Source organism: Citrobacter sp. Cpo103, assembly GCF_030332605.1.
GTDB classification, from domain to species: Bacteria; Pseudomonadota; Gammaproteobacteria; order Enterobacterales; family Enterobacteriaceae; genus Citrobacter; species Citrobacter portucalensis.
In genome coordinates this window covers 111,374-130,735 of sequence record NZ_JAOWHO010000019.1, presented here as the reverse complement: position 1 = coordinate 130,735, position 19,362 = coordinate 111,374, and the positions used below count along the sequence as shown (strand labels likewise).

The window sequence follows — 19,362 nt, the reverse complement described above, 5'->3', positions numbered from 1 at the left end:
TCTGGAGAATATATGAGCCAACTTTTTGTTCGAACAGGAATTAACTTTAGCTCGTGTCAGCATGCGCTGACACATATTGGGGAGGAGATGCTGGCCAAAGGGGTCGTGTATGAAAGCTATCCGCAGGCCCTGATTGAGCGTGAAGCAACTTTTCCAACCGGAATAGCGCTGGAACGTCATGCCGTTGCGATTCCACATTGTGAAGCTGTGCATGCGATATCCCCTGCTATCTATCTGATTCGCCCGGATACACCGGTCAACTTTCAACAAGCAGATGATGACGAAGAGATAGCCGTCTCTTTAATTATCGCCTTAATCGTTGAGAACCCGACTGCGCAGCTGAAGCTCCTGCGTCGTCTGTTTAGTGAGCTACAAAACCCGAACACCATTGAAGCATTGCTGAATGCGCCTGATGCAGAACTGGCCATGCTCTTTCGGGAAAAAATCCTTGAGTCTGAGCCCTGCGCACAGGCTTGATAAAAAACTGATAATAAAAGGAATACCCTATGAAACGTAAAGTAATTGTGGCCTGTGGCGGTGCTGTAGCAACTTCAACAATGGCGGCAGAAGAAATTAAAGAACTCTGTGAAGCCAACAATATCCAACTCGACCTGGTTCAATGTCGGGTAACAGAAATCGAAACCTATATGGATGGAGCGGATCTTATCTGTACCACCGCCCGCGTTGACCGTACGTTTGGCGATATCCCAGTGGTCCACGGCATGCCTTTTGTTTCAGGTGTGGGTATCGAAGCATTACAGCAAAAAATACTGACTATCCTCGTGGGGTAACGCCATGTTTAGCGAAATAATGCGTTATATCCTGGACTTAGGTCCAACGGTTATGCTGCCGTTAGTGATCATCATCTTCTCAAAATTGCTGGGAATGAAGCTCGGGGATTGTTTTAAATCAGGTTTGCATATCGGGATTGGCTTCGTCGGTATCGGTCTGGTGATCGGCCTGATGCTGGACTCTATTGGCCCTGCCGCAAAAGCAATGGCAGAACAATTTCAAATCAACCTGCATGTCATCGATGTCGGTTGGCCTGGCTCATCACCAATGACCTGGGCTTCGCAAATTGCGTTAATTGCGATTCCAGTCGCCATTGGGGTGAATATCCTGATGCTGGTTACCCGCATGACCCGTGTGGTGAACGTCGACATCTGGAATATCTGGCATATGACATTTACCGGTGCCATGTTGCATCTGGCGACCGGCTCATACTGGCTGGGCATTCTCGGCGTGGTTGTTCATGCCGCCTTCGTCTATAAACTGGGTGACTGGTTTGCCAAAGACACGCGCGACTTTTTTGGCCTGGAAGGCATTGCCATTCCACACGGTTCCTCGGCATACCTGGGCCCGATAGCTGTCCTGGTTGATACGATCATTGAAAAAATCCCCGGACTGAACCGCATTCATTTCAGCGCGGATGATGTCCAAAAACGCTTCGGACCCTTCGGCGAACCTGTAACCGTCGGTTTTGTGATGGGATTAGTGATCGGCATGCTGGCTGGATATGACGTTAAAGCTGTGCTGCAACTGGCGGTGAAAACGGCTGCCGTTATGTTGCTCATGCCGCGTGTCATTAAACCGATTATGGATGGCCTGACTCCTATTGCTAAACATGCCCGTAAACGCCTGCAGGCAAAATTTGGCGGACAGGAGTTCTTAATCGGTCTGGATCCTGCACTACTGCTCGGCCATACGTCGGTGGTTTCCGCCAGTCTAATCTTTATCCCGCTGACCATTCTGATTGCTGTTCTGGTACCCGGAAACCAGGTTCTGCCATTCGGCGATCTCGCGACCATTGGTTTCTTTGTCGCCATGGCGGTAGCCGTTCATCAGGGGAACCTGTTCCGCACGCTGATCTCTGGCGTCATCATTATGGGTATCACCCTGTGGATAGCCACACAAACTATTGGTTTACATACCCAGCTTGCCGCTAATGCAGGCGCATTGAAAGCCGGTGGCATGGTGGCCTCAATGGATCAGGGCGGCTCCCCAATCACCTGGCTGCTAATCCAGCTCTTCACCTGGCAGAACGTGGTGGGCTTCATCATCATCGCTGCTATTTACCTGTTGGGTGTATTGCTGACCTGGCGTCGGGCACGTAATTTCGTGGCGGCTGAAAAAGCGGCAGCCATAACGGAAAGCCAGACCGCATCTTAATTTCTGGGGAGCATTTGCTCCCCTTCACATTTCTGGAGACACTTATGAAATCAGTGGTTATTCACGCTGAGGGCGACGTACGCGTTGAAGAACGTCCCATACCACAACTGCAAACTGATGAAGATGTATTGGTCAAAGTGGTCAGTTCAGGGCTTTGCGGCTCAGACATTCCCCGTATCTTCAATCATGGTGCGCACTATTATCCAATCACGCTCGGGCATGAGTTCAGTGGTTATGTTGAGTCCTACGGCGCAAGCGTAACCGACTTACAACCCGGTGATGCCGTGGCCTGCGTACCGCTGCTTCCCTGCTTTCATTGCCCTCAGTGCGAGCGGGGATACTTCTCGTTATGTAAACAATATCAGTTTGTCGGTTCACGAAGCGAAGGCGGGAACGCAGAATATGTGGTTGTAAAACGCGCCAACCTGTTCCACCTGCCTTCAGATATGCCGATTGATGATGGCGCATTCATTGAACCGATTACCGTCGGTCTGCATGCTTTTCATCTGGCTCAGGGATGCGAAGGGAAAAATGTGATTATCGTTGGTGCTGGTACTATCGGTTTGCTGGCAATGCAATGTGCCCGTGAACTCGGTGCAAAAAGTATCACGGCGATTGATATCAACCCGCAAAAGCTGGCATTAGCAAAAGAACTGGGGGCAACCCATGTGTTTAATAGTCGTGAGATGAGTGCGGCTGAGATCCACGCGGGCCTGGAAAATATTCAGTTTGACCAACTCGTGCTGGAAACAGCGGGAACCCCGCAAACTGTGACGCTGTCGATTGAGATTGCAGGCCCTCGTGCTCAACTAGCGTTAGTCGGCACATTGCATCACGATCTGACGCTTGCTTCAGGTGTCTTTGGGCAAATATTACGTAAAGAATTAACCATTCTTGGCAGTTGGATGAACTATTCCAGCCCATGGCCTGGAGAAGAGTGGGAAACCGCTGCCCGTTTATTGACGGAAAAACGCTTACAGCTTGAGCCGTTAATTGCTCACACTGGCGATGCCGAAAGCTTTGCCAGCGCCGTCAAGTCACTCCACGGCGCGCCGATGCAAGGAAAAATTCTACTCAAACTATCCTGAACCCATGAGCCAGCAACCTGCGCTGGCTCACATTTACTTTCGAAATTTAGCGTTCACCTTTCGCAATCCTTCGATTAAACTAGTGATAATTAAATTATCAGGCAAATCAATATGAACTCATTTGAGAGAAGGAATAAAATTGTCGACCTGATTAACACGCAAGGCAGCGTACTGGTAATGGACCTTTCGAATACCTTTGGTATTTCTGAAGTAACCATTCGCGCCGACCTACGGTTATTAGAAGAGAAGGGTCTGGTCACCCGTTTTCACGGCGGTGCGGCAAAACCAGGAAGCCATCTGGCTGAAGGTGACAATCAGGAAGTGTTATTAGAAGATCGGTATCAGCTTGCCAGTGATCCCAAAAAACGGATTGCCCAGGCCGCAACGGCAATGGTTGAGGAAGGAATGACCGTAATCCTGGATAGCGGAAGCACCACTTTATTGATTGCTGAAGCGCTAAACCGAAAAAGTAATATCACCGTTATTACCAATAGCCTGCCTGCCGCGTTCACGTTATCGGAAAACAAAGACATTACGCTGGTCGTCTGCGGCGGCACTGTGCGCCACAAAACGCATTCAATGCATGGCACTATCGCTGAACGTTCCCTACAAGGAATAAGCGCTGACCTGATGTTCGTGGGCGCTGACGGGATTGATGCTACTAACGGTATTACGACCTTCAACGAAGGTTATTCGATTAGTAGCGTGATGGCGGCGGCAGCACATAAGGTCATTGCCGTACTGGACGCGACAAAATTTAATCGACGTGGTTTTAATCAGGTGCTGCCAATGGAAAAGATTAACTGCGTAATAACCGACGACAGTATCAGCAAACAGGATAAATCAGCGCTGGCCAAAACAGGCGTTGAACTGCTGGTCGTTTAAATTACCCGCCACATCCCCCTTTTGTCGCGCCAACGCGTTGCAGTTTACCTTTTAGCTGCAACGCTTTCAGATAGCGTTCTACGGTCCGGGCTGAGATTTCACACTCATTAGCGATACCTTTGGCGGATCTGCTCGGCTGATTCGACAATATTTGTAGAATGCGTTTGTCTATATCCAGTAAATCAGCCGACATTTCTTCCGACAAGGCTGATGGTTTTCCCAATCCCTCCTGCAAAGCAGAGATAAAGAGGAGATGCCCTACCAGCCATCGCAGCCCAATGCCCCATCAACTCACCAATTTCAATGACCTGGATGAGGATCAATGGAGTGACCACGAAAGGCGGTTGGTAGGTGCTCACTTTTACTCTCCCTGCTGTTCCAGCGCGTGCTTATACAACGCATTTTTTTTCACGCCATGGATTTCAGCAGCCAGCGCGGCGGCCTTTTTCAGCGGCAGTTCTGCCTGCAATAAGGCCAACGTACGCAGCGCATCGGCAGGAAGGTCGTCTTCCTGCGCTTTATGCCCTTCGACAATCAGCACCATTTCACCTTTACGACGGTTTTCATCTTCCTTGACCCACGCCAGCAATTCACCGACCGGTGCACCGTGAATAGTTTCCCAGGTTTTGGTCAGCTCGCGCGCCAGCACCACGTAACGGGATTCGCCCCACACGGCAACCATGTCTTCCAGGCTATCCAGCAAGCGGTGGGTAGATTCATAAAAAATAAGCGTACGCGGCTCGGCCTCAATGGCTTTCATCGCATCACGACGCCCTTTCGATTTGGCAGGCAGAAATCCTTCATAGCAAAAACGGTCTGAAGGCAGGCCTGCAGCGCTCAGGGCAGCAATCGCCGCACAAGGACCAGGCAGAGGAACAACGCGGATCCCCGCTTCGCGACAGGTACGCACCAGATGGTAGCCAGGATCGTTAATCAGCGGCGTTCCGGCATCGGAAACCAGCGCAATGTTTTGTCCTTCTTTGAGCTTCGCGACCAGCGTTTCGGCCTTTTGCTGCTCGTTGTGGTCATGTAGCGCGAACAGACGCGCGTTAATCGCGAAGTGTTGTAACAATAATCCTGTATGACGAGTGTCTTCAGCGGCAATCAAATCAACGGCTTGTAAAACTTCGAGCGCTCGTTGGGTAATATCAGCCAAATTTCCTATAGGAGTAGGTACAATAAAGAGTTGGCCTTGAGAATTATCCGCCGATTCGTGTTGTTTCATTGTGTCGTCCGTATTGCCGATTTAATATTGAGCATTGAGTAAAAAAATATCACTGGATACAGTATGGTACCCTCAACATTTTCTCGTTTGAAAGCCGCACGCGCGCTACCAGTCATTCTGGCAGCACTGATTTTCGCAGGCTGTGGCACCCAGGCGCCAGACCAGAGTGCAGCCCATATGCAGGGCACTGCGCAGGCTGATTCCGGCTTTTATCTGCAACAAATGCAGCAAAGCTCAGATGATAGCAAGACCAACTGGCAATTACTCGCCATTCGTGCACTGCTGAAAGAAGGCAAGAGCCAGCAGGCAATCGAACTGTTTAACCAGCTACCGCAGAAGCTAAGCGATACCCAGCAGCGTGAGCAGTCACTGCTGGCCGTCGAGATTAAGCTCGCGCAGAAAGATGTCGCTGGCGCACAGGCCCTGCTGGATAAGTTAACTCCCGCCGATTTCGATCAAAACCAACAGGCACGCTACTGGCAGGCGCAAATCGACATCAACCAGGGTCGCCCATCTCTGACGCTGCTGCGCGCCCTGATCGCCCAGGAACCGCTGCTGGCCGCGAATGCTAAGCAGAAAAATATGGACGCCACCTGGCAGGCGCTGTCGTCCATGACCCAGGAGCAAGCGCAGGCGCTGGTCATCAATGCTGATGAAAATGTGCTGCAAGGCTGGTTGGATCTTCAGCGCGTCTGGTTCGATAACCGTAACGATCCGGACATGATGAAAGCCGGTATTGCGGACTGGCAGAAACGTTATCCGCAAAACCCAGGGGCAAAACTGTTGCCAACACAGTTGGTTAACGTGCAGAGCTTTAAGCCCGCCTCCACCAGCAAAATCGCCCTGCTGCTGCCGCTGAACGGTCAGGCCGCTGTATTTGGCCGTACTATTCAGCAAGGCTTTGAAGCTGCGAAAAACATGGGCACTCAACCTGTCGCAGCCCCTGTTGCTGTCGCACCTGCCGCAGTTCCAGCAGCTACGACTACTACGGAACAGCCGCAAACGACTGACGGCGTTGCCAGCCCGTCTCAGGCGTCAGTAAGCGATCTGACCAACGAGACGCCGGCCCAGCCAGAAACACCTGCTGTGCAGCCCGCAGCACCCGCTCAGCCAACAACCGCCAGCGCACCGGCGAATCCGTCCGCTGAGCTGAAAATCTACGACACTTCATCACAGCCGCTGAACCAGATCCTGACTCAGGTTCAGCAGGATGGCGCCAGCATCGTGGTTGGCCCGCTGTTGAAGAACAATGTTGAAGAGCTGATGAAAAGCAACACGCCATTGAACGTCCTGGCGCTTAACCAGCCGGAGTCGGTGAAAAATCTGCCGAACGTCTGCTACTTCGCCCTGTCGCCAGAAGATGAAGCGCGCGACGCCGCACGCCACATCCGCGATCAGGGAAAACAGACGCCGCTGTTGTTGATTCCACGGAGTTCATTAGGCGATCGCGTTGCCAACGCCTTTGCACAGGAATGGCAAAAACTGGGTGGCGGCGTGGTATTGCAGCAGAAGTTCGGCTCCACCGCTGAACTTAAAATGGGCGTCAACGGCGGCTCAGGGATTTCCCTGACAGGCAGCCCGGTGGCCTCCTCTGTGCCAGCCCAACCCGGCGTGACGATTGGCGGTCTGACCATCCCGGCAGCACCTACCGATGCGCAAATCACCGGCGGTAGCGGTCGTGTTGATGCCGTGTATATTCTGGCGACGCCGGAAGAAATTGCATTTATTAAGCCGATGATCGCCATGCGCAACGGCAGCCAGAGCGGAGCAACACTGTACGCCAGCTCTCGTAGTGCGCAGGGCACTGCCGGCCCGGATTTCCGTCTGGAGATGGAAGGCTTGCAGTACAGCGAAATTCCGATGCTGGCAGGCGCTAACGCGCCTCTCATGCAGCAGGCGCTTGGCGCGGTTCGTAACGACTACTCGCTGGCGCGTATGTATGCCATGGGTGTCGATGCCTGGTCGCTTGCCAACCACTTCTCGCAAATGCGTCAGGTGCAGGGTTTCGAAATTAACGGTAATACCGGGGCCTTAACCGCAACGCAGGATTGTGTGATTAACAGGAAGTTATCATGGCTCAAATACCAGCAAGGACAAGTCGTCCCCGCCAGTTAACGAGTAAACAGACCGGTGACGCGTGGGAATCCACCGCGCGTGACTGGCTGCTGAGCAAGGGACTGCATTTTATCGCCGCCAACGTGCGTGAACGTGGCGGCGAAATCGACTTGATAATGCGTGAAGGCAACACCACCGTATTTGTTGAGGTTCGCTACCGACGCTCAGCACAGTTCGGCGGTGCGGCGGCGAGTGTGACCCGGAGCAAACAACACAAATTATTACAGACCGCCCGCTTGTGGCTTGCGCGCCACAATGGGAGTTTTGATACTGTGGATTGCCGGTTCGATGTGTTAGCCTTCACCGGAAATGATGTTGAGTGGTTTAAGGACGCGTTCAACGACCGCTCATAGTTGAAGATTCAGAGCCTGGTTCTTAAGGATTAGCGTGTTAGATAGAATTAAAGTCTGCTTTACAGAAAGCATTCAAACTCAGATAGCTGCGGCTGAAGCACTTCCGGATGCAATCTCCCGTGCCGCCATGACGCTGGTTCAGTCCCTGCTCAATGGCAACAAAATTCTCTGTTGTGGTAATGGGACGTCCGCTGCCAACGCACAGCATTTTGCTGCCAGCATGATCAATCGTTTTGAAACAGAACGCCCAAGTTTACCTGCGATTGCACTAAATACTGATAATGTGGTCTTAACTGCGATTGCCAACGATCGCCTGCACGACGAAGTTTATGCAAAACAAGTCCGTGCGCTGGGACATGCAGGTGATGTTCTGCTGGCAATCTCTACGCGTGGTAATAGCCGCGATATCGTAAAAGCCGTTGAAGCCGCCGTGACACGCGACATGACAATCGTCGCGCTGACCGGGTATGACGGAGGGGAACTGGCCGGATTACTGGGGCCACAGGATGTTGAAATCCGTATTCCCTCACACCACAGCGCCCGCGTTCAGGAAATGCACATGCTGACGGTCAACTGCCTTTGCGATCTTATCGATAACACGCTTTTCCCTCACCAGGATGATTAAGGAGTACACATGAAGGCATTTTCGCCGCTTGCTGTGATTATCGCTGCACTGCTGCTGCAAGGCTGTGTCGCTGCTGCCGTTGTCGGAACTGCTGCTGTCGGCACCAAAGCCGCGACGGATCCTCGCAGCGTCGGCACTCAGGTAGATGACGGAACCCTGGAATTACGCGTCAATACGGCGTTGTCGAAAGATGCCCAAATCAAGAAAGAAGCGCGAATCAACGTGAGCGCTTATCAGGGTAAAGTGCTGCTGGTCGGCCAGTCGCCGAATAGCGAACTGTCTGCACGTGCAAAACAGATTGCGATGGGCGTAGAAGGTACGACTGAGGTCTTTAATGAGATCCGTCAGGGCCAGCCAATTGGTCTGGGCGATGCGTCCAACGATACCTGGATAACCACCAAAGTACGTTCCCAGTTACTGACCAGCGATCAGGTGAAATCCTCTAACGTGAAAGTAACGACTGAGAACGGGGAAGTGTTCCTGTTAGGTCTGGTGACCGAGCGTGAAGCGAAGGCGGCGGCGGATATCGCCAGCCGGGTAAGCGGCGTGAAACGCGTCACGACAGCCTTTACGTTTATTAAGTAACACGCCTGTAGATGGCATCTTATCCGGCCTACAGAACGTAATCGTTTGTAGGCCGGATAAGCGTCAGCGCCATCCGGCATTTTTTATTTAGCCCTTTCGCGTAGCTCGGAAGAGGTCAGGATCGAAACCCCTTCATGCCCAGGCGCCAGCGCTTCTGCCAGCATTGCCCGAGCAACATCGCGCGCTTCAATCGACTTCCAGTTACCCGGCAGCAGCCTGAACAACGGCGCTAAAAACATCTCATTCGTCCGCTGCTTGTCCCTATCACCCAGGAGCATTGAAGGCCGGACAATCGTCAGCCGTGGCCAATTCTGCGCGATCAGCGCCTGCTCCATTTCACCTTTCACCCGATTATAAAAAAACGGTGAATTCGCATTGGCACCCATCGAACTCACTACCAGCATATGCTGGGCGCCTAACCTACGTCCCGTCAGGGCCGTATCTACCACCAGCGTATAGTCAGCATGGATAAACGCCTCTTTGCTGCCCGCTTCACGCCGGGTAGTCCCCAAACAACAAAAGACAATATCGACCGGATCGGTGACCTGCGCCAGAGCATCGGTTAGCTGCGGATCATGGGGGTTATAGATACCAACCGTATCAGCCAGCGGTCGACGCGTTGGTGCCGTGATGGCATTGACCCGGGGTTCATTGAGCAGCATACGCAGCAAATGTCCGCCCACCAGCCCCGTGGCTCCCGTTATTAACACCTGACTCATCGCTTATCTTCCCCAGGGTCTTCAATCACTCTTCTAACTATAGATCACGCAGCCAGTGCATCTTTTTACCGAAGCCCAGCGTGTTGTCCGTAAATTTGACTTCATCCAGTCGAATCTCCCATACGGGCGCTGGCAGCACTCTGGCAACGGGGAAACGGCGGTTGTAGGCTTTACGCGCGTCTTCGCTCTCCTGCCCCTCAAGACGCCGGATTTCCCCTTTAAACTGTACGCCACGAATCAGAGCGACGGTTTTAGGCTGACCGTTTACTGTACCGGCAATCGGCGCGCGGGGTCCGGACATCTGCGCATGACGCGTTTTCTCTTCAGTCAGCACATAGAACACCATCTTCTGCGCATCAAACAGGTAAAACGCATTGGCGCACCACAATTCACCTTCATGGTGTACGCACCAGGTCACGACGTGCTGTTTTGCCAGCCAGCGAGACACCGCAGTCAGTGTTTCCATTTCTGTTCTCTTTTATACTGTAGGCCTGAAAATTATCACGTCGATGGTGACAATGACACCCTGGTATCTGTACCTGATCCGTACCGCTGACAACGCCTTATACACCGGAATAACCACCGATGTGCAGCGCCGCTATAAGCAGCATCAAAGTGGGAAAGGCGCGAAGGCGCTACGCGGAAAGGGGGAACTCACGTTGGCATTTGCGGCGCAGGTTGGCGACCGTTCACTGGCCCTGCGCATAGAGTATCGCGTCAAACAGCTCACCAAGCGGCAGAAAGAGCGCCTTGTCGAAGGCGAAGGGCTTGAGGCGCTACTGAGCAGCCTGCAAACCCCGGAGCTTAAAAACGATTGAAGTGGTCGTGGTATTCCACAAGGCCCGTCACGCCTTCCAGCGCATCGTCCGCCAGGCGATGAACCTGGAACGCGCTTTCGGTGCCCGGCCAGCGGCAACGCAGGTCATGATGGGCCGCCAGCTCAAAGCCAAAGCGGCTGTACAGGGCCGGATCCCCCAGCGTAACCACAGCTGCGTAGCCAAACTCGTTCAGTGAATCGAGTCCTTCATAGACCAGCTGACGCGCCAGGCCCTGCCCCCGGTAGTTTTCATCCACCGCGAGCGGCGCCATGCCGACCCATTGCAGATCTTCACCCTGAACATCGACTGGGCTGAACGCGACGTAACCCACTACCTGACCTTCGTCATCGGTAGCAACCAGACCCAGCGTTAAGAAACCATCTTCACGCAGGTCGTGCACTAATTTCGCTTCCGCATCGCTCTCAAATGAACGGCGCAGCAGCGCATCAATACCTGGGGCATCAATGGGAATTTCAACTCGAATCAGCATGGCTCACTTACCGAGGTCTGTTTGGTTTCTGGCGACGTTTTCATCCCCGCCTCAACAAAATCTGCCAACTGCATCAACATGACGCGCAACGCTTTAGGCATCTGCTCCAGTTCGATGGCATCCATCAGATTTTTTACGTATAGCCCTAATTCTGTATCACCTTCAATCACCAGACGACGCTGGAAGAAAAGCGTATCCGGATCCTGCTTGCGGGCCACGATCATCAGCAGATCGCTGGCATCGGCGCTAAAACTCACATCCGCATCTGCATTCTGGCTGACGATAAGTTTATCGTTCTCAACAGAGGTATACCATTTGAGGTCAATGTCACGCACATGAATGCTCAGCCAGCGACCTTCGAGAAACTCCAGCTCCCCATCGGCCAGCGCCTGACTAAACTGCCAGCTCAGGACCTGCTCCAGAACCTGGCGCTTCAGCGCAAAGGGCGTCAGTTTAACTGGTACACTCATCAGAGAAGGACCAAATTGTACTAAGCGTGAACGCAGTTTATCCAACACGAGCTTTACTCCCTGTTTCAATAGTCCTGCTATTTTGCCATATCAAATAAACGACATAGCGGCATAAATCAACAATTCGATGCGAAATTGTTACCTCTTTATTGGTGTCACCAATACGACTTTAACTGCCTCAAATCAAAAATTGTCTCAGCAAGGTTAACTAAAATCCCCATTCGTTAACATTTCTGCGCCCATCACGGCGCAACGTTCAGGATAAATTATGGAGCTGCTCTGCCCTGCCGGAAACCTACCGGCGCTTAAGGCGGCCATCGAGAACGGCGCTGATGCTGTCTACATCGGGCTGAAAGATGATACCAACGCCCGTCATTTCGCCGGCCTTAATTTTACCGAGAAAAAATTGCAGGAAGCGGTGAGTTTTGTCCATCAGCACCGCCGTAAGCTGCACATTGCGATTAACACCTTTGCGCACCCGGATGGTTACGCGCGCTGGCAACGTGCCGTGGATATGGCAGCACAACTCGGTGCAGATGCGCTGATCCTTGCCGACCTCGCCATGCTTGAGTATGCCGCAGAGCGCTACCCGCATATTGAGCGCCATGTCTCTGTTCAGGCATCTGCAACCAATGAAGAGGCAATTAATTTCTATCATCGCAACTTTGACGTCGCCCGTGTGGTACTGCCGCGCGTGCTGTCTATTCATCAGGTGAAACAGCTTGCTCGCGTCACGCCAGTTCCCCTGGAAGTGTTCGCCTTCGGTAGCCTGTGCATTATGGCGGAAGGCCGTTGCTATCTTTCATCCTATCTGACGGGTGAGTCTCCTAACACGGTTGGTGCCTGCTCGCCTGCCCGTTTTGTCCGCTGGCAACAGACCCAACAAGGGCTGGAATCCCGTCTTAATGAAGTGCTGATCGACCGCTACCAGGACGGAGAAAACGCCGGTTATCCGACGCTATGTAAAGGTCGCTATCTGGTTGACGGCGAGCGTTATCATGCGCTGGAAGAACCCACCAGCCTGAACACGCTGGAGCTGCTGCCGGAACTGCTGGCAGCCAATATTGCCTCGGTGAAAATCGAAGGACGTCAGCGCAGCCCGGCCTATGTCAGTCAGGTGGCGAAAGTGTGGCGTCAGGCGATCGACCGCTGTATGGCCGACCCGCAAAACTACGTCCCGCAGGCCGCGTGGATGGAAACGCTCGGTTCAATGTCCGAAGGCACACAGACCACGCTTGGCGCGTATCACCGTAAATGGCAGTGAGAGAAGCAATGAAATATTCCTTAGGGCCGGTGCTGTGGTACTGGCCGAAAGAAACGCTGGAAGATTTTTATCAGCAGGCTGCCGTAAGCCAGGCCGACGTTATCTATCTTGGTGAAGCGGTATGCAGTAAACGCCGCGCCACCAAAGTGGGCGACTGGCTCGATATGGCGAAATCGCTCGCTGGCAGCGGTAAACAAGTTGTGCTGTCAACACTGGCGCTGGTGCAGGCCTCTTCTGAACTGGGAGAGCTGAAGCGCTATGTCGAAAACGGTGACTTCCTGCTGGAAGCCAGCGATCTCGGAGTGGTAAACATGTGCGCCGAGCGTAAGCTGCCGTTTGTCGCCGGGCATGCGCTCAACTGCTACAACGCGGTTACCCTGCGTATGCTGCTCAAACAAGGCATGGTGCGCTGGTGTATGCCGGTAGAGCTTTCCCGCGACTGGCTGGCAAACCTGCTCAACCAGTGTGATGAGCTGGGTATTCGCAATCAGTTTGAAGTTGAGGTGCTGAGCTACGGGCATCTGCCGCTGGCGTACTCTGCCCGCTGCTTTACCGCACGCTCTGAAGACCGTCCAAAAGACGAGTGTGAAACCTGCTGCATAAAATACCCGAACGGGCGCAATGTGCTGTCGCAGGAGAATCAGCAGGTCTTTGTCCTCAACGGGATCCAGACCATGAGCGGCTATGTTTACAACCTCGGCAACGAACTGACATCGATGCAGGGGCTGGTTGATATTGTGCGTCTGTCCCCTTCAGGCACTGAAACATTCGCCATGCTCGACGCCTTCCGCGCCAATGAAAATGGCAGTGCCCCATTACCGCTTGCTGCCCACAGTGACTGTAACGGCTACTGGAAGCGACTGGCTGGACTGGAGCTGCAGGACTAGCCGGATACGGCATAAATGCCTTATCGGGCCTACAAATAGCGATCCCGTAGGTCCGATAAGCGCAGCGCCATCGGGCATGTTATATTCGGTACCCGCCGTATAAAGCTCACTTTGTTAACAACATTCGCTAATCTTTAATGCAGTATTAAAAGATTAACCGGTAACAAAGTGAGCCGTTATGACTGACAAAACTATTCCGTTCTCGGTGCTGGATCTGGCGCCGATCCCTGAAGGATCCTCGGCAAAAGAGGCCTTCACACACTCGCTTGATCTCGCTCAACTGGCCGAAAAACGCGGTTACCACCGCTATTGGCTGGCGGAACATCACAACATGACCGGCATCGCCAGCGCCGCTACCTCAGTGCTGATTGGTTATCTGGCTGCTAATACCACCACGCTGCATCTCGGATCTGGCGGCGTGATGCTGCCTAACCATTCGCCGCTGGTGATCGCCGAGCAGTTCGGTACCCTGAATACGCTGTATCCGGGACGAATCGATCTCGGGCTTGGTCGCGCACCGGGCAGCGATCAGCCAACCATGCGCGCACTGCGCCGCCATATGAGCGGTGATATCGATAACTTCCCACGCGATGTCGCTGAACTGGTGGACTGGTTCGACGCCCGCGATCCTAATCCCCATGTACGCCCGGTTCCCGGCTACGGCGAGCAGATCCCCGTCTGGTTATTAGGCTCTAGCCTGTACAGCGCACAACTGGCGGCCCAGCTTGGTCTGCCGTTTGCCTTCGCCTCGCACTTTGCTCCGGATATGCTGCACCAGGCATTGCATCTGTATCGCAGCCAATTCAAGCCCTCAGTGCGGCTGGAAAAACCGTATGCGATGGTGTGCATCAACATCATAGCCGCCGACAGCAATCGCGACGCCGAGTTTCTTTTCACCTCCATGCAGCAGGCATTTGTGAAGCTGCGTCGTGGCGAAACCGGCCAGCTACCGCCGCCGGTAGAGAATATGCATCAGCTGTGGTCCGCTTCTGAGCAGTACGGCGTACAACAGGCGCTGAGCATGTCGCTGGTCGGTGATAAGGCAAAAGTGCGACATGGTCTCGACGCCATTTTGCGTGAAACCCAGGCTGATGAGATTATGGTTAACGGCCAGATTTTTGATCATCAGGCACGTCTACATTCGTTTGATTTGGCGATGGATGTGAAGCAGGAATTATTGGGATAGTACTATTTGTGCCGGATGGCGGCTACGCCTTATCCGGCCTACACGGTGATGTAGGCCCGGTAAGCGTAGCGCCACCGGGCAACGGTTTTACTGATAAACCGGTAACAAATTAACGCTCGACAGAATATGGATAACCGCGTTGCCGATACCGAATACCAGGATCAGCGCAATCATCGGCTTACCGCCCCAGACACGGAATTTCGGGCTACCGAAACGCTCGCGAGATTTACGGGCCAGCAGCGCCGGAACAATGGCGGCCCAGATGGTTGCCGCGAGTCCTGCATAGCCAATGGCGTACAGGAAACCGTTCGGCCATAGCAAGCCACCGATAATTGGCGGGACAAACGTCAGCAATGCCGTTTTGAAACGTCCCATTGCCGAGTCATCAAAGCCAAACAGATCCGCCAGATAGTCAAACAGACCGAGCGTAACACCGAGGAATGAACTCGCCACCGCAAAGTTGGAGAACACCACCAGCAGCAGATCCAGACTGCGGCTATTTAACACACCGCTCAGCGCCTGTACCAGCACATCAATGTTACCGCCTTGCTGTGCAATACCAATAAATTCCGGACGCGGGATATTACCCATCGTCCCCAGTAACCACACGGTATACAGCACCAGCGCCAGCAGCGTGCCGTAAACCAGACACTTAACGATGGTCTTCGGATCTTTGCCGTAGTACTTCATCAGGCTCGGGACATTGCCGTGATAGCCGAATGAGGCCAGACAGAACGGCAGCGTCATCAGCAGGTACGGCGTATACGAAGCGTTGCTTTCCGCCACGTTAAACAACGTTGTGGGCTGAACGTGCCCTAATAAACTGCCGAAAGTCAGGAAAAAGGTAATTACCTTCGCACCCAGCACAATCGCCGTCATGCGGCTCACCGCTTTGGTGCTTAACCACACCACAAACGCCACCAGCAGCGCAAAACCAAGACCTGCCGCACGTGCAGGAACGTTCAACGACATCTCCGAGAAGGTGTGGTGCAGGATTGATCCGCTCGCCGAGATATACGCGTAGGTCAGAATATAGAGAACGAAAGCAATCGAGATGCCGTTCACCACGTTCCAGCCTTTGCCCAGCAGATCTTTCGTGATGGTGTCAAAACTGGAGCCAATGCGGTAATTGAGGTTAGCTTCAAGGATCATCAGCCCGGAGTGCAGCATGCAGAACCAGGTAAAGATCAGCGCCGCCATTGACCAGAAGAACCACGCCCCGGACATGACCACTGGCAGAGAAAACATCCCCGCGCCAATAATGGTGCCGCCGATGATCACCACGCCGCCGAGCAGCGAAGGTGACGTTTGGGTGGTGGTTAGTGTTGCCATTTAGCCATCTCTCCGGTCATTTATCTTGTGACTACATCTCAATGTGCTGCACTGTACCAGTACACGAGTACAATTGAAATAAAAAAAGCCCCGATTGTTGAGATCGGGGCCGTATATTTTACTTTACAGCTATAAAGCTAAAAAGCTTATGCATCACCGCCGAAACGACGACGACCAGCAGAGTCATCACGGCGCGGAGCAGAAGAATCGTCACGACGCGGACCACGGTTGCCTTCACGACGTTCGCCGCTGAAACGACGACCATCGCCACGACCGCCTTCACGACGTTCACCGCTAAAGTTACGACCTTCACCGCGACCGCCTTCACGACGCTCACCGCTGAAACGACCACCGCCACGACGCTCACCACCGGTGTGCGGAACTGCATCGCCAACCAGCTGCATGTTCATCGGCTTGTTCAGGATGCGAGTACGGGTAAAGTGCTGCAGCACGTCGCCCGGCATACCTTTCGGCAGTTCGATGGTGGAGTGGGAAGCAAACAGCTTGATGTTACCGATGTAACGGCTGCTGATATCACCTTCGTTAGCAATCGCACCAACGATATGACGAACTTCAACACCGTCATCACGGCCCACTTCAATGCGGTACAGCTGCATGTCACCAACGTCACGACGTTCACGACGCGGACGGTCTTCACCACCACGGTCATTACGGTCACGAGGGCCACGATCGTTGCGGTCACGCGGACCACGGTCATCACGGTCGCGGAATTCGCGTTTCGGACGCATCGGCGCATCTGGCGGCAGGATCAGAGGACGTTCGCCCTGAGCCATTTTCAGCAGTGCAGCTGCCAGCGTTTCGATATCCAGCTCTTCTTCCGGCTGCATTTTCGCCAGCAGAGCACGGTACTGATCCAGATCGCTACTTTCCAGCTGCTGCTGTACTTTAGCGGCGAATTTTTCCAGACGGCGTTTGCCCAGCAGATCTGCGTTCGGCAGTTCTACTTCCGGAATAGTCAGCTTCATGGTGCGTTCGATGTTACGCAGCAGACGACGCTCGCGGTTCTCAACGAACAGCAGCGCACGACCCGCACGACCCGCACGACCGGTACGGCCGATACGGTGAACGTAAGACTCGGAATCCATCGGGATGTCGTAGTTGACAACCAGGCTGATACGCTCAACGTCCAGGCCACGGGCCGCAACGTCGGTGGCAATCAGAATATCCAGACGACCATCTTTCAGACGCTCCAGAGTCTGCTCACGCAGGGACTGGTTCATGTCGCCGTTCAGTGCAGCGCTGCTATAACCGCTACGCTCCAGCGCTTCTGCTACTTCCAGGGTCGCATTTTTGGTACGAACGAAGATAATCGCCGCATCAAAGTCTTCTGCTTCCAGGAAACGCACCAGCGCTTCATTTTTACGCATGCCCCACACAGTCCAGTAGCTCTGGCTGATGTCAGGACGGGTAGTAACGCTGGACTGAATGCGTACTTCCTGCGGCTCTTTCATAAAGCGGCGGGTAATACGACGAATCGCTTCCGGCATAGTTGCAGAGAACAGAGCGGTCTGATGACCTTCCGGGATCTGCGCCATGATGGTTTCAACGTCTTCGATGAAGCCCATACGCAGCATTTCGTCAGCTTCGTCCAGTACCAGACCGCTCAGTTTGGAGAGGTCCAGAGTACCGCGCTTCAGGTGATCCAGCAGACGACCCGGCGTACCGACGACGATCTGTGGCCCCTGACGCAGGGCACGTAATTGCACGTCATAACGCTGGCCGCCGTACAGGGCAACCACGTTCACGCCGCGCATGTGTTTAGAGAAATCCGTCATGGCTTCTGCTACCTGAACCGCCAGTTCGCGGGTCGGTGCCAGCACCAGAATCTGAGGTGCCTTCAGCTCAGGATCAAGATTGTTGAGCAGCGGTAAAGAGAACGCTGCAGTTTTGCCGCTACCTGTCTGGGCCATACCCAGAACATCGCGGCCGCCCAGCAGATGCGGAATGCACTCTGCCTGGATTGGAGATGGTTTTTCGTAACCCAGATCGTTAAGGGCTTCAAGGATAGGAGCCTTCAGGCCCAGATCTGCAAAAGTGGTTTCGAATTCAGCCATGTAGTACGTGTGCCTCAAAATTAATGGCGGCCAGTCTACATAACTCATCATGAAATTGATCTGCAATTTTCATTGAAAAGTGTGAACCGGCTCAAAGTAGGTGTATTAACGAACAACAACGCCCTCACCCGTGAAGGTGATGGCAATCAAAAAAGATTACGGGCTGATGTGTACGTCAGCTATTGCTGGTCCGATTCTGCCAGGTCATCTTGGTCCTGGCCCAGGAGCGATAATTCCAACAATGCGTATCGGTGCTCAACAAAGTTATGAACGTTGTTAGCCACCGCCAGTTTGAACAATGCCGTAGCGTTGTCCAAATCCCCCAGACTTAGGTAGTACTTACCTAAATAGAAGTTGGTTTCACTGAGATGCTCAGCGAGCGAGGTGTTATCCGTTGCGTCCGCCTTCAGGCGTTCCATCAGCGTTGCTTCGCTAATGTTGCCCAGGTAGAACTCGACAATGTTCCATCCCCATTGCTCTTTATCCGATTTTTCAAAGCGTTGCTTCAACGCTTCTTTAGCCTGCTTCTCATCGAGCTTCTGCTCGGCAAGATAAAGCCACAGACTACGGAAAGGATCATTGGGATCGTCTTGATAAAACGCTAGCAGATCATCTTGCGCTAACTTGTCGCGACCGCCGTAATACAATGCGATACCGCGATTTAAGTGCGCGTAGTTGTAAGTTGGATCAAGCTCAAGTACAGAATCAAACGCTTCATAGGCAGCATCAAAATTGCCTGCCTGCGTTAAATATATACCTAAGTAATTGAATACTTCAGGCATATCTGGTCGGATTGCCAGCGCTTGTGAAAAATCATTTCGCGCCAGTGCCCTCAGACCGAGACTATCATACAACACTCCGCGCTCATATAAAAGCTGTGCGCGTTCGTCATCGGTTAAAGCCCGACTGGCAAGAATTTGTTCCATACGTGCCAGAATCACTTCCTGCTGCAAAGTCGGTTGCAATGGTACTGCGAGGACTTCACTCTTTCGCCAGGCGGAATTACTGCATCCAGCCAGCGTGAGTGCTGTCGCAACGAAACACCAGCGCAAAAAAGGCTTCATTTCCCACTCCCG

Annotated in this window: 23 protein-coding genes and 1 pseudogene; 13 read left to right on the top strand and 11 right to left on the bottom strand. The window is 53.2% G+C overall.

Annotated features, from left to right (window positions below; all coding sequences use genetic code 11):
- Positions 1–12: 12 nt before the first annotated feature.
- The 5 genes from gatA to OGX89_RS01725 all read left to right on the top strand — a co-directional run bounded on the left by gatA (position 13) and on the right by OGX89_RS01725 (position 4,142).
- Complete coding sequence (gatA, locus tag OGX89_RS01745; RefSeq protein ID WP_003828615.1) at positions 13–477, top strand: PTS galactitol transporter subunit IIA; 465 nt, start codon at positions 13–15, stop codon at positions 475–477.
- A 29-nt stretch (positions 478–506) separates the two neighbouring features.
- A complete protein-coding gene (gene gatB, locus OGX89_RS01740; RefSeq protein ID WP_003828616.1) occupies positions 507–791 on the top strand; it encodes a PTS galactitol transporter subunit IIB in 285 nt (94 codons plus the stop codon).
- A gap of 4 nt (positions 792–795) precedes the next feature.
- Positions 796–2,169: a galactitol-specific PTS transporter subunit IIC gene (locus OGX89_RS01735; RefSeq protein ID WP_003828618.1), complete on the top strand. Its 1,374-nt coding sequence runs from the start codon at positions 796–798 to the stop codon at positions 2,167–2,169.
- A gap of 44 nt (positions 2,170–2,213) precedes the next feature.
- Entirely contained in the window at positions 2,214–3,257 is a 1,044-nt protein-coding gene (gatD, locus tag OGX89_RS01730; RefSeq protein WP_126956986.1) for a galactitol-1-phosphate 5-dehydrogenase, read from the top strand.
- Positions 3,258–3,368: 111 nt separating this feature from the next.
- On the top strand, positions 3,369–4,142 hold the full coding sequence (locus tag OGX89_RS01725) for a DeoR/GlpR family DNA-binding transcription regulator (RefSeq protein WP_003828620.1): 774 nt from the start codon (positions 3,369–3,371) through the stop codon (positions 4,140–4,142).
- 1 nt (position 4,143) lies between these two features.
- Here OGX89_RS01725 and OGX89_RS01720 read toward each other — a convergent pair whose 3' ends face one another.
- The 3 genes and pseudogenes from OGX89_RS01720 to rsmI form a co-directional block, all read right to left on the bottom strand.
- The gene (locus OGX89_RS01720; RefSeq protein ID WP_232397729.1) at positions 4,144–4,335 is read right to left on the bottom strand and encodes a winged helix-turn-helix transcriptional regulator; all 192 of its coding nucleotides are present in this window, start codon (positions 4,333–4,335) and stop codon (positions 4,144–4,146) included.
- A gap of 52 nt (positions 4,336–4,387) precedes the next feature.
- Positions 4,388–4,501 (bottom strand): annotated as a pseudogene (locus OGX89_RS23815) (Fic family protein); the annotation flags it as partial.
- A 2-nt stretch (positions 4,502–4,503) separates the two neighbouring features.
- A complete protein-coding gene (gene rsmI, locus OGX89_RS01710) occupies positions 4,504–5,367 on the bottom strand; it encodes a 16S rRNA (cytidine(1402)-2'-O)-methyltransferase (protein WP_003024942.1) in 864 nt (287 codons plus the stop codon).
- A gap of 63 nt (positions 5,368–5,430) precedes the next feature.
- Between rsmI and OGX89_RS01705 the strand changes: the two genes are divergently transcribed.
- Genes OGX89_RS01705 through dolP form a run of 4 tightly spaced genes read left to right on the top strand, consistent with a single transcriptional unit; the run spans position 5,431 to position 9,045 of the window.
- Entirely contained in the window at positions 5,431–7,482 is a 2,052-nt protein-coding gene (locus tag OGX89_RS01705) for a penicillin-binding protein activator (protein ID WP_126956984.1), read from the top strand.
- Positions 7,440–7,835, top strand: coding sequence for a YraN family protein (locus tag OGX89_RS01700; RefSeq protein WP_003828625.1), 396 nt, complete (start codon positions 7,440–7,442; stop codon positions 7,833–7,835). Before OGX89_RS01705 ends, OGX89_RS01700 begins: the two co-directional genes overlap by 43 nt.
- Positions 7,836–7,869: 34 nt before the next feature.
- Entirely contained in the window at positions 7,870–8,460 is a 591-nt protein-coding gene (gene diaA, locus OGX89_RS01695) for a DnaA initiator-associating protein DiaA (protein WP_003024948.1), read from the top strand.
- Positions 8,461–8,469: 9 nt separating this feature from the next.
- A complete protein-coding gene (gene dolP, locus OGX89_RS01690) occupies positions 8,470–9,045 on the top strand; it encodes a division/outer membrane stress-associated lipid-binding lipoprotein (RefSeq protein WP_003024954.1) in 576 nt (191 codons plus the stop codon).
- An 83-nt stretch (positions 9,046–9,128) separates the two neighbouring features.
- Here the strand turns inward: dolP and OGX89_RS01685 are convergent, their stop codons facing one another.
- Together OGX89_RS01685 and OGX89_RS01680 are read right to left on the bottom strand one after the other, a co-directional pair.
- Complete coding sequence (locus tag OGX89_RS01685; RefSeq protein ID WP_003828632.1) at positions 9,129–9,764, bottom strand: NAD(P)H-binding protein; 636 nt, start codon at positions 9,762–9,764, stop codon at positions 9,129–9,131.
- 37 nt (positions 9,765–9,801) lie between these two features.
- A complete protein-coding gene (locus OGX89_RS01680; RefSeq protein ID WP_126956982.1) occupies positions 9,802–10,230 on the bottom strand; it encodes a YhbP family protein in 429 nt (142 codons plus the stop codon).
- 52 nt (positions 10,231–10,282) lie between these two features.
- Between OGX89_RS01680 and OGX89_RS01675 the strand changes: the two genes are divergently transcribed.
- Positions 10,283–10,582, top strand: a complete 300-nt coding sequence (locus OGX89_RS01675; protein WP_003828636.1) for a GIY-YIG nuclease family protein — start codon at positions 10,283–10,285, stop codon at positions 10,580–10,582.
- On the opposite strand, the gene OGX89_RS01670 is transcribed toward OGX89_RS01675, so the two are convergent.
- Both OGX89_RS01670 and ubiT read right to left on the bottom strand, forming a co-directional pair.
- The gene (locus OGX89_RS01670; RefSeq protein ID WP_003024966.1) at positions 10,569–11,072 is read right to left on the bottom strand and encodes a GNAT family N-acetyltransferase; all 504 of its coding nucleotides are present in this window, start codon (positions 11,070–11,072) and stop codon (positions 10,569–10,571) included. The two genes, OGX89_RS01675 and OGX89_RS01670, sit on opposite strands and share 14 nt — an antisense overlap.
- On the bottom strand, positions 11,066–11,590 hold the full coding sequence (ubiT, locus tag OGX89_RS01665; protein WP_286559802.1) for a ubiquinone anaerobic biosynthesis accessory factor UbiT: 525 nt from the start codon (positions 11,588–11,590) through the stop codon (positions 11,066–11,068). Before ubiT ends, OGX89_RS01670 begins: the two co-directional genes overlap by 7 nt.
- 220 nt (positions 11,591–11,810) lie before the next feature.
- On the opposite strand from ubiT, the gene ubiU reads away from it, so the two are divergent.
- The 3 genes from ubiU to OGX89_RS01650 all read left to right on the top strand — a co-directional run bounded on the left by ubiU (position 11,811) and on the right by OGX89_RS01650 (position 14,879).
- Entirely contained in the window at positions 11,811–12,806 is a 996-nt protein-coding gene (gene ubiU / locus OGX89_RS01660; RefSeq protein ID WP_003024971.1) for a ubiquinone anaerobic biosynthesis protein UbiU, read from the top strand.
- Positions 12,807–12,814: 8 nt separating this feature from the next.
- The gene (locus tag OGX89_RS01655) at positions 12,815–13,693 is read left to right on the top strand and encodes a U32 family peptidase (protein WP_412098584.1); all 879 of its coding nucleotides are present in this window, start codon (positions 12,815–12,817) and stop codon (positions 13,691–13,693) included.
- Between the two features lie 178 nt (positions 13,694–13,871).
- On the top strand, positions 13,872–14,879 hold the full coding sequence (locus OGX89_RS01650) for a luciferase-like monooxygenase (protein WP_126956980.1): 1,008 nt from the start codon (positions 13,872–13,874) through the stop codon (positions 14,877–14,879).
- An 87-nt stretch (positions 14,880–14,966) separates the two neighbouring features.
- Here OGX89_RS01650 and mtr read toward each other — a convergent pair whose 3' ends face one another.
- The 4 genes from mtr to nlpI form a co-directional block, all read right to left on the bottom strand.
- The gene (gene mtr / locus OGX89_RS01645) at positions 14,967–16,211 is read right to left on the bottom strand and encodes a tryptophan permease (protein ID WP_003828642.1); all 1,245 of its coding nucleotides are present in this window, start codon (positions 16,209–16,211) and stop codon (positions 14,967–14,969) included.
- A 146-nt stretch (positions 16,212–16,357) separates the two neighbouring features.
- On the bottom strand, positions 16,358–18,286 hold the full coding sequence (locus tag OGX89_RS01640; RefSeq protein WP_003828643.1) for a DEAD/DEAH family ATP-dependent RNA helicase: 1,929 nt from the start codon (positions 18,284–18,286) through the stop codon (positions 16,358–16,360).
- The gene (gene yrbN, locus OGX89_RS01635; protein WP_010723222.1) at positions 18,279–18,359 is read right to left on the bottom strand and encodes a protein YrbN; all 81 of its coding nucleotides are present in this window, start codon (positions 18,357–18,359) and stop codon (positions 18,279–18,281) included. Before yrbN ends, OGX89_RS01640 begins: the two co-directional genes overlap by 8 nt.
- Before the next feature lie 106 nt (positions 18,360–18,465).
- Positions 18,466–19,350, bottom strand: a complete 885-nt coding sequence (gene nlpI / locus OGX89_RS01630; protein WP_003024982.1) for a lipoprotein NlpI — start codon at positions 19,348–19,350, stop codon at positions 18,466–18,468.
- Between the last annotated feature and the right edge of the window lie 12 nt (positions 19,351–19,362).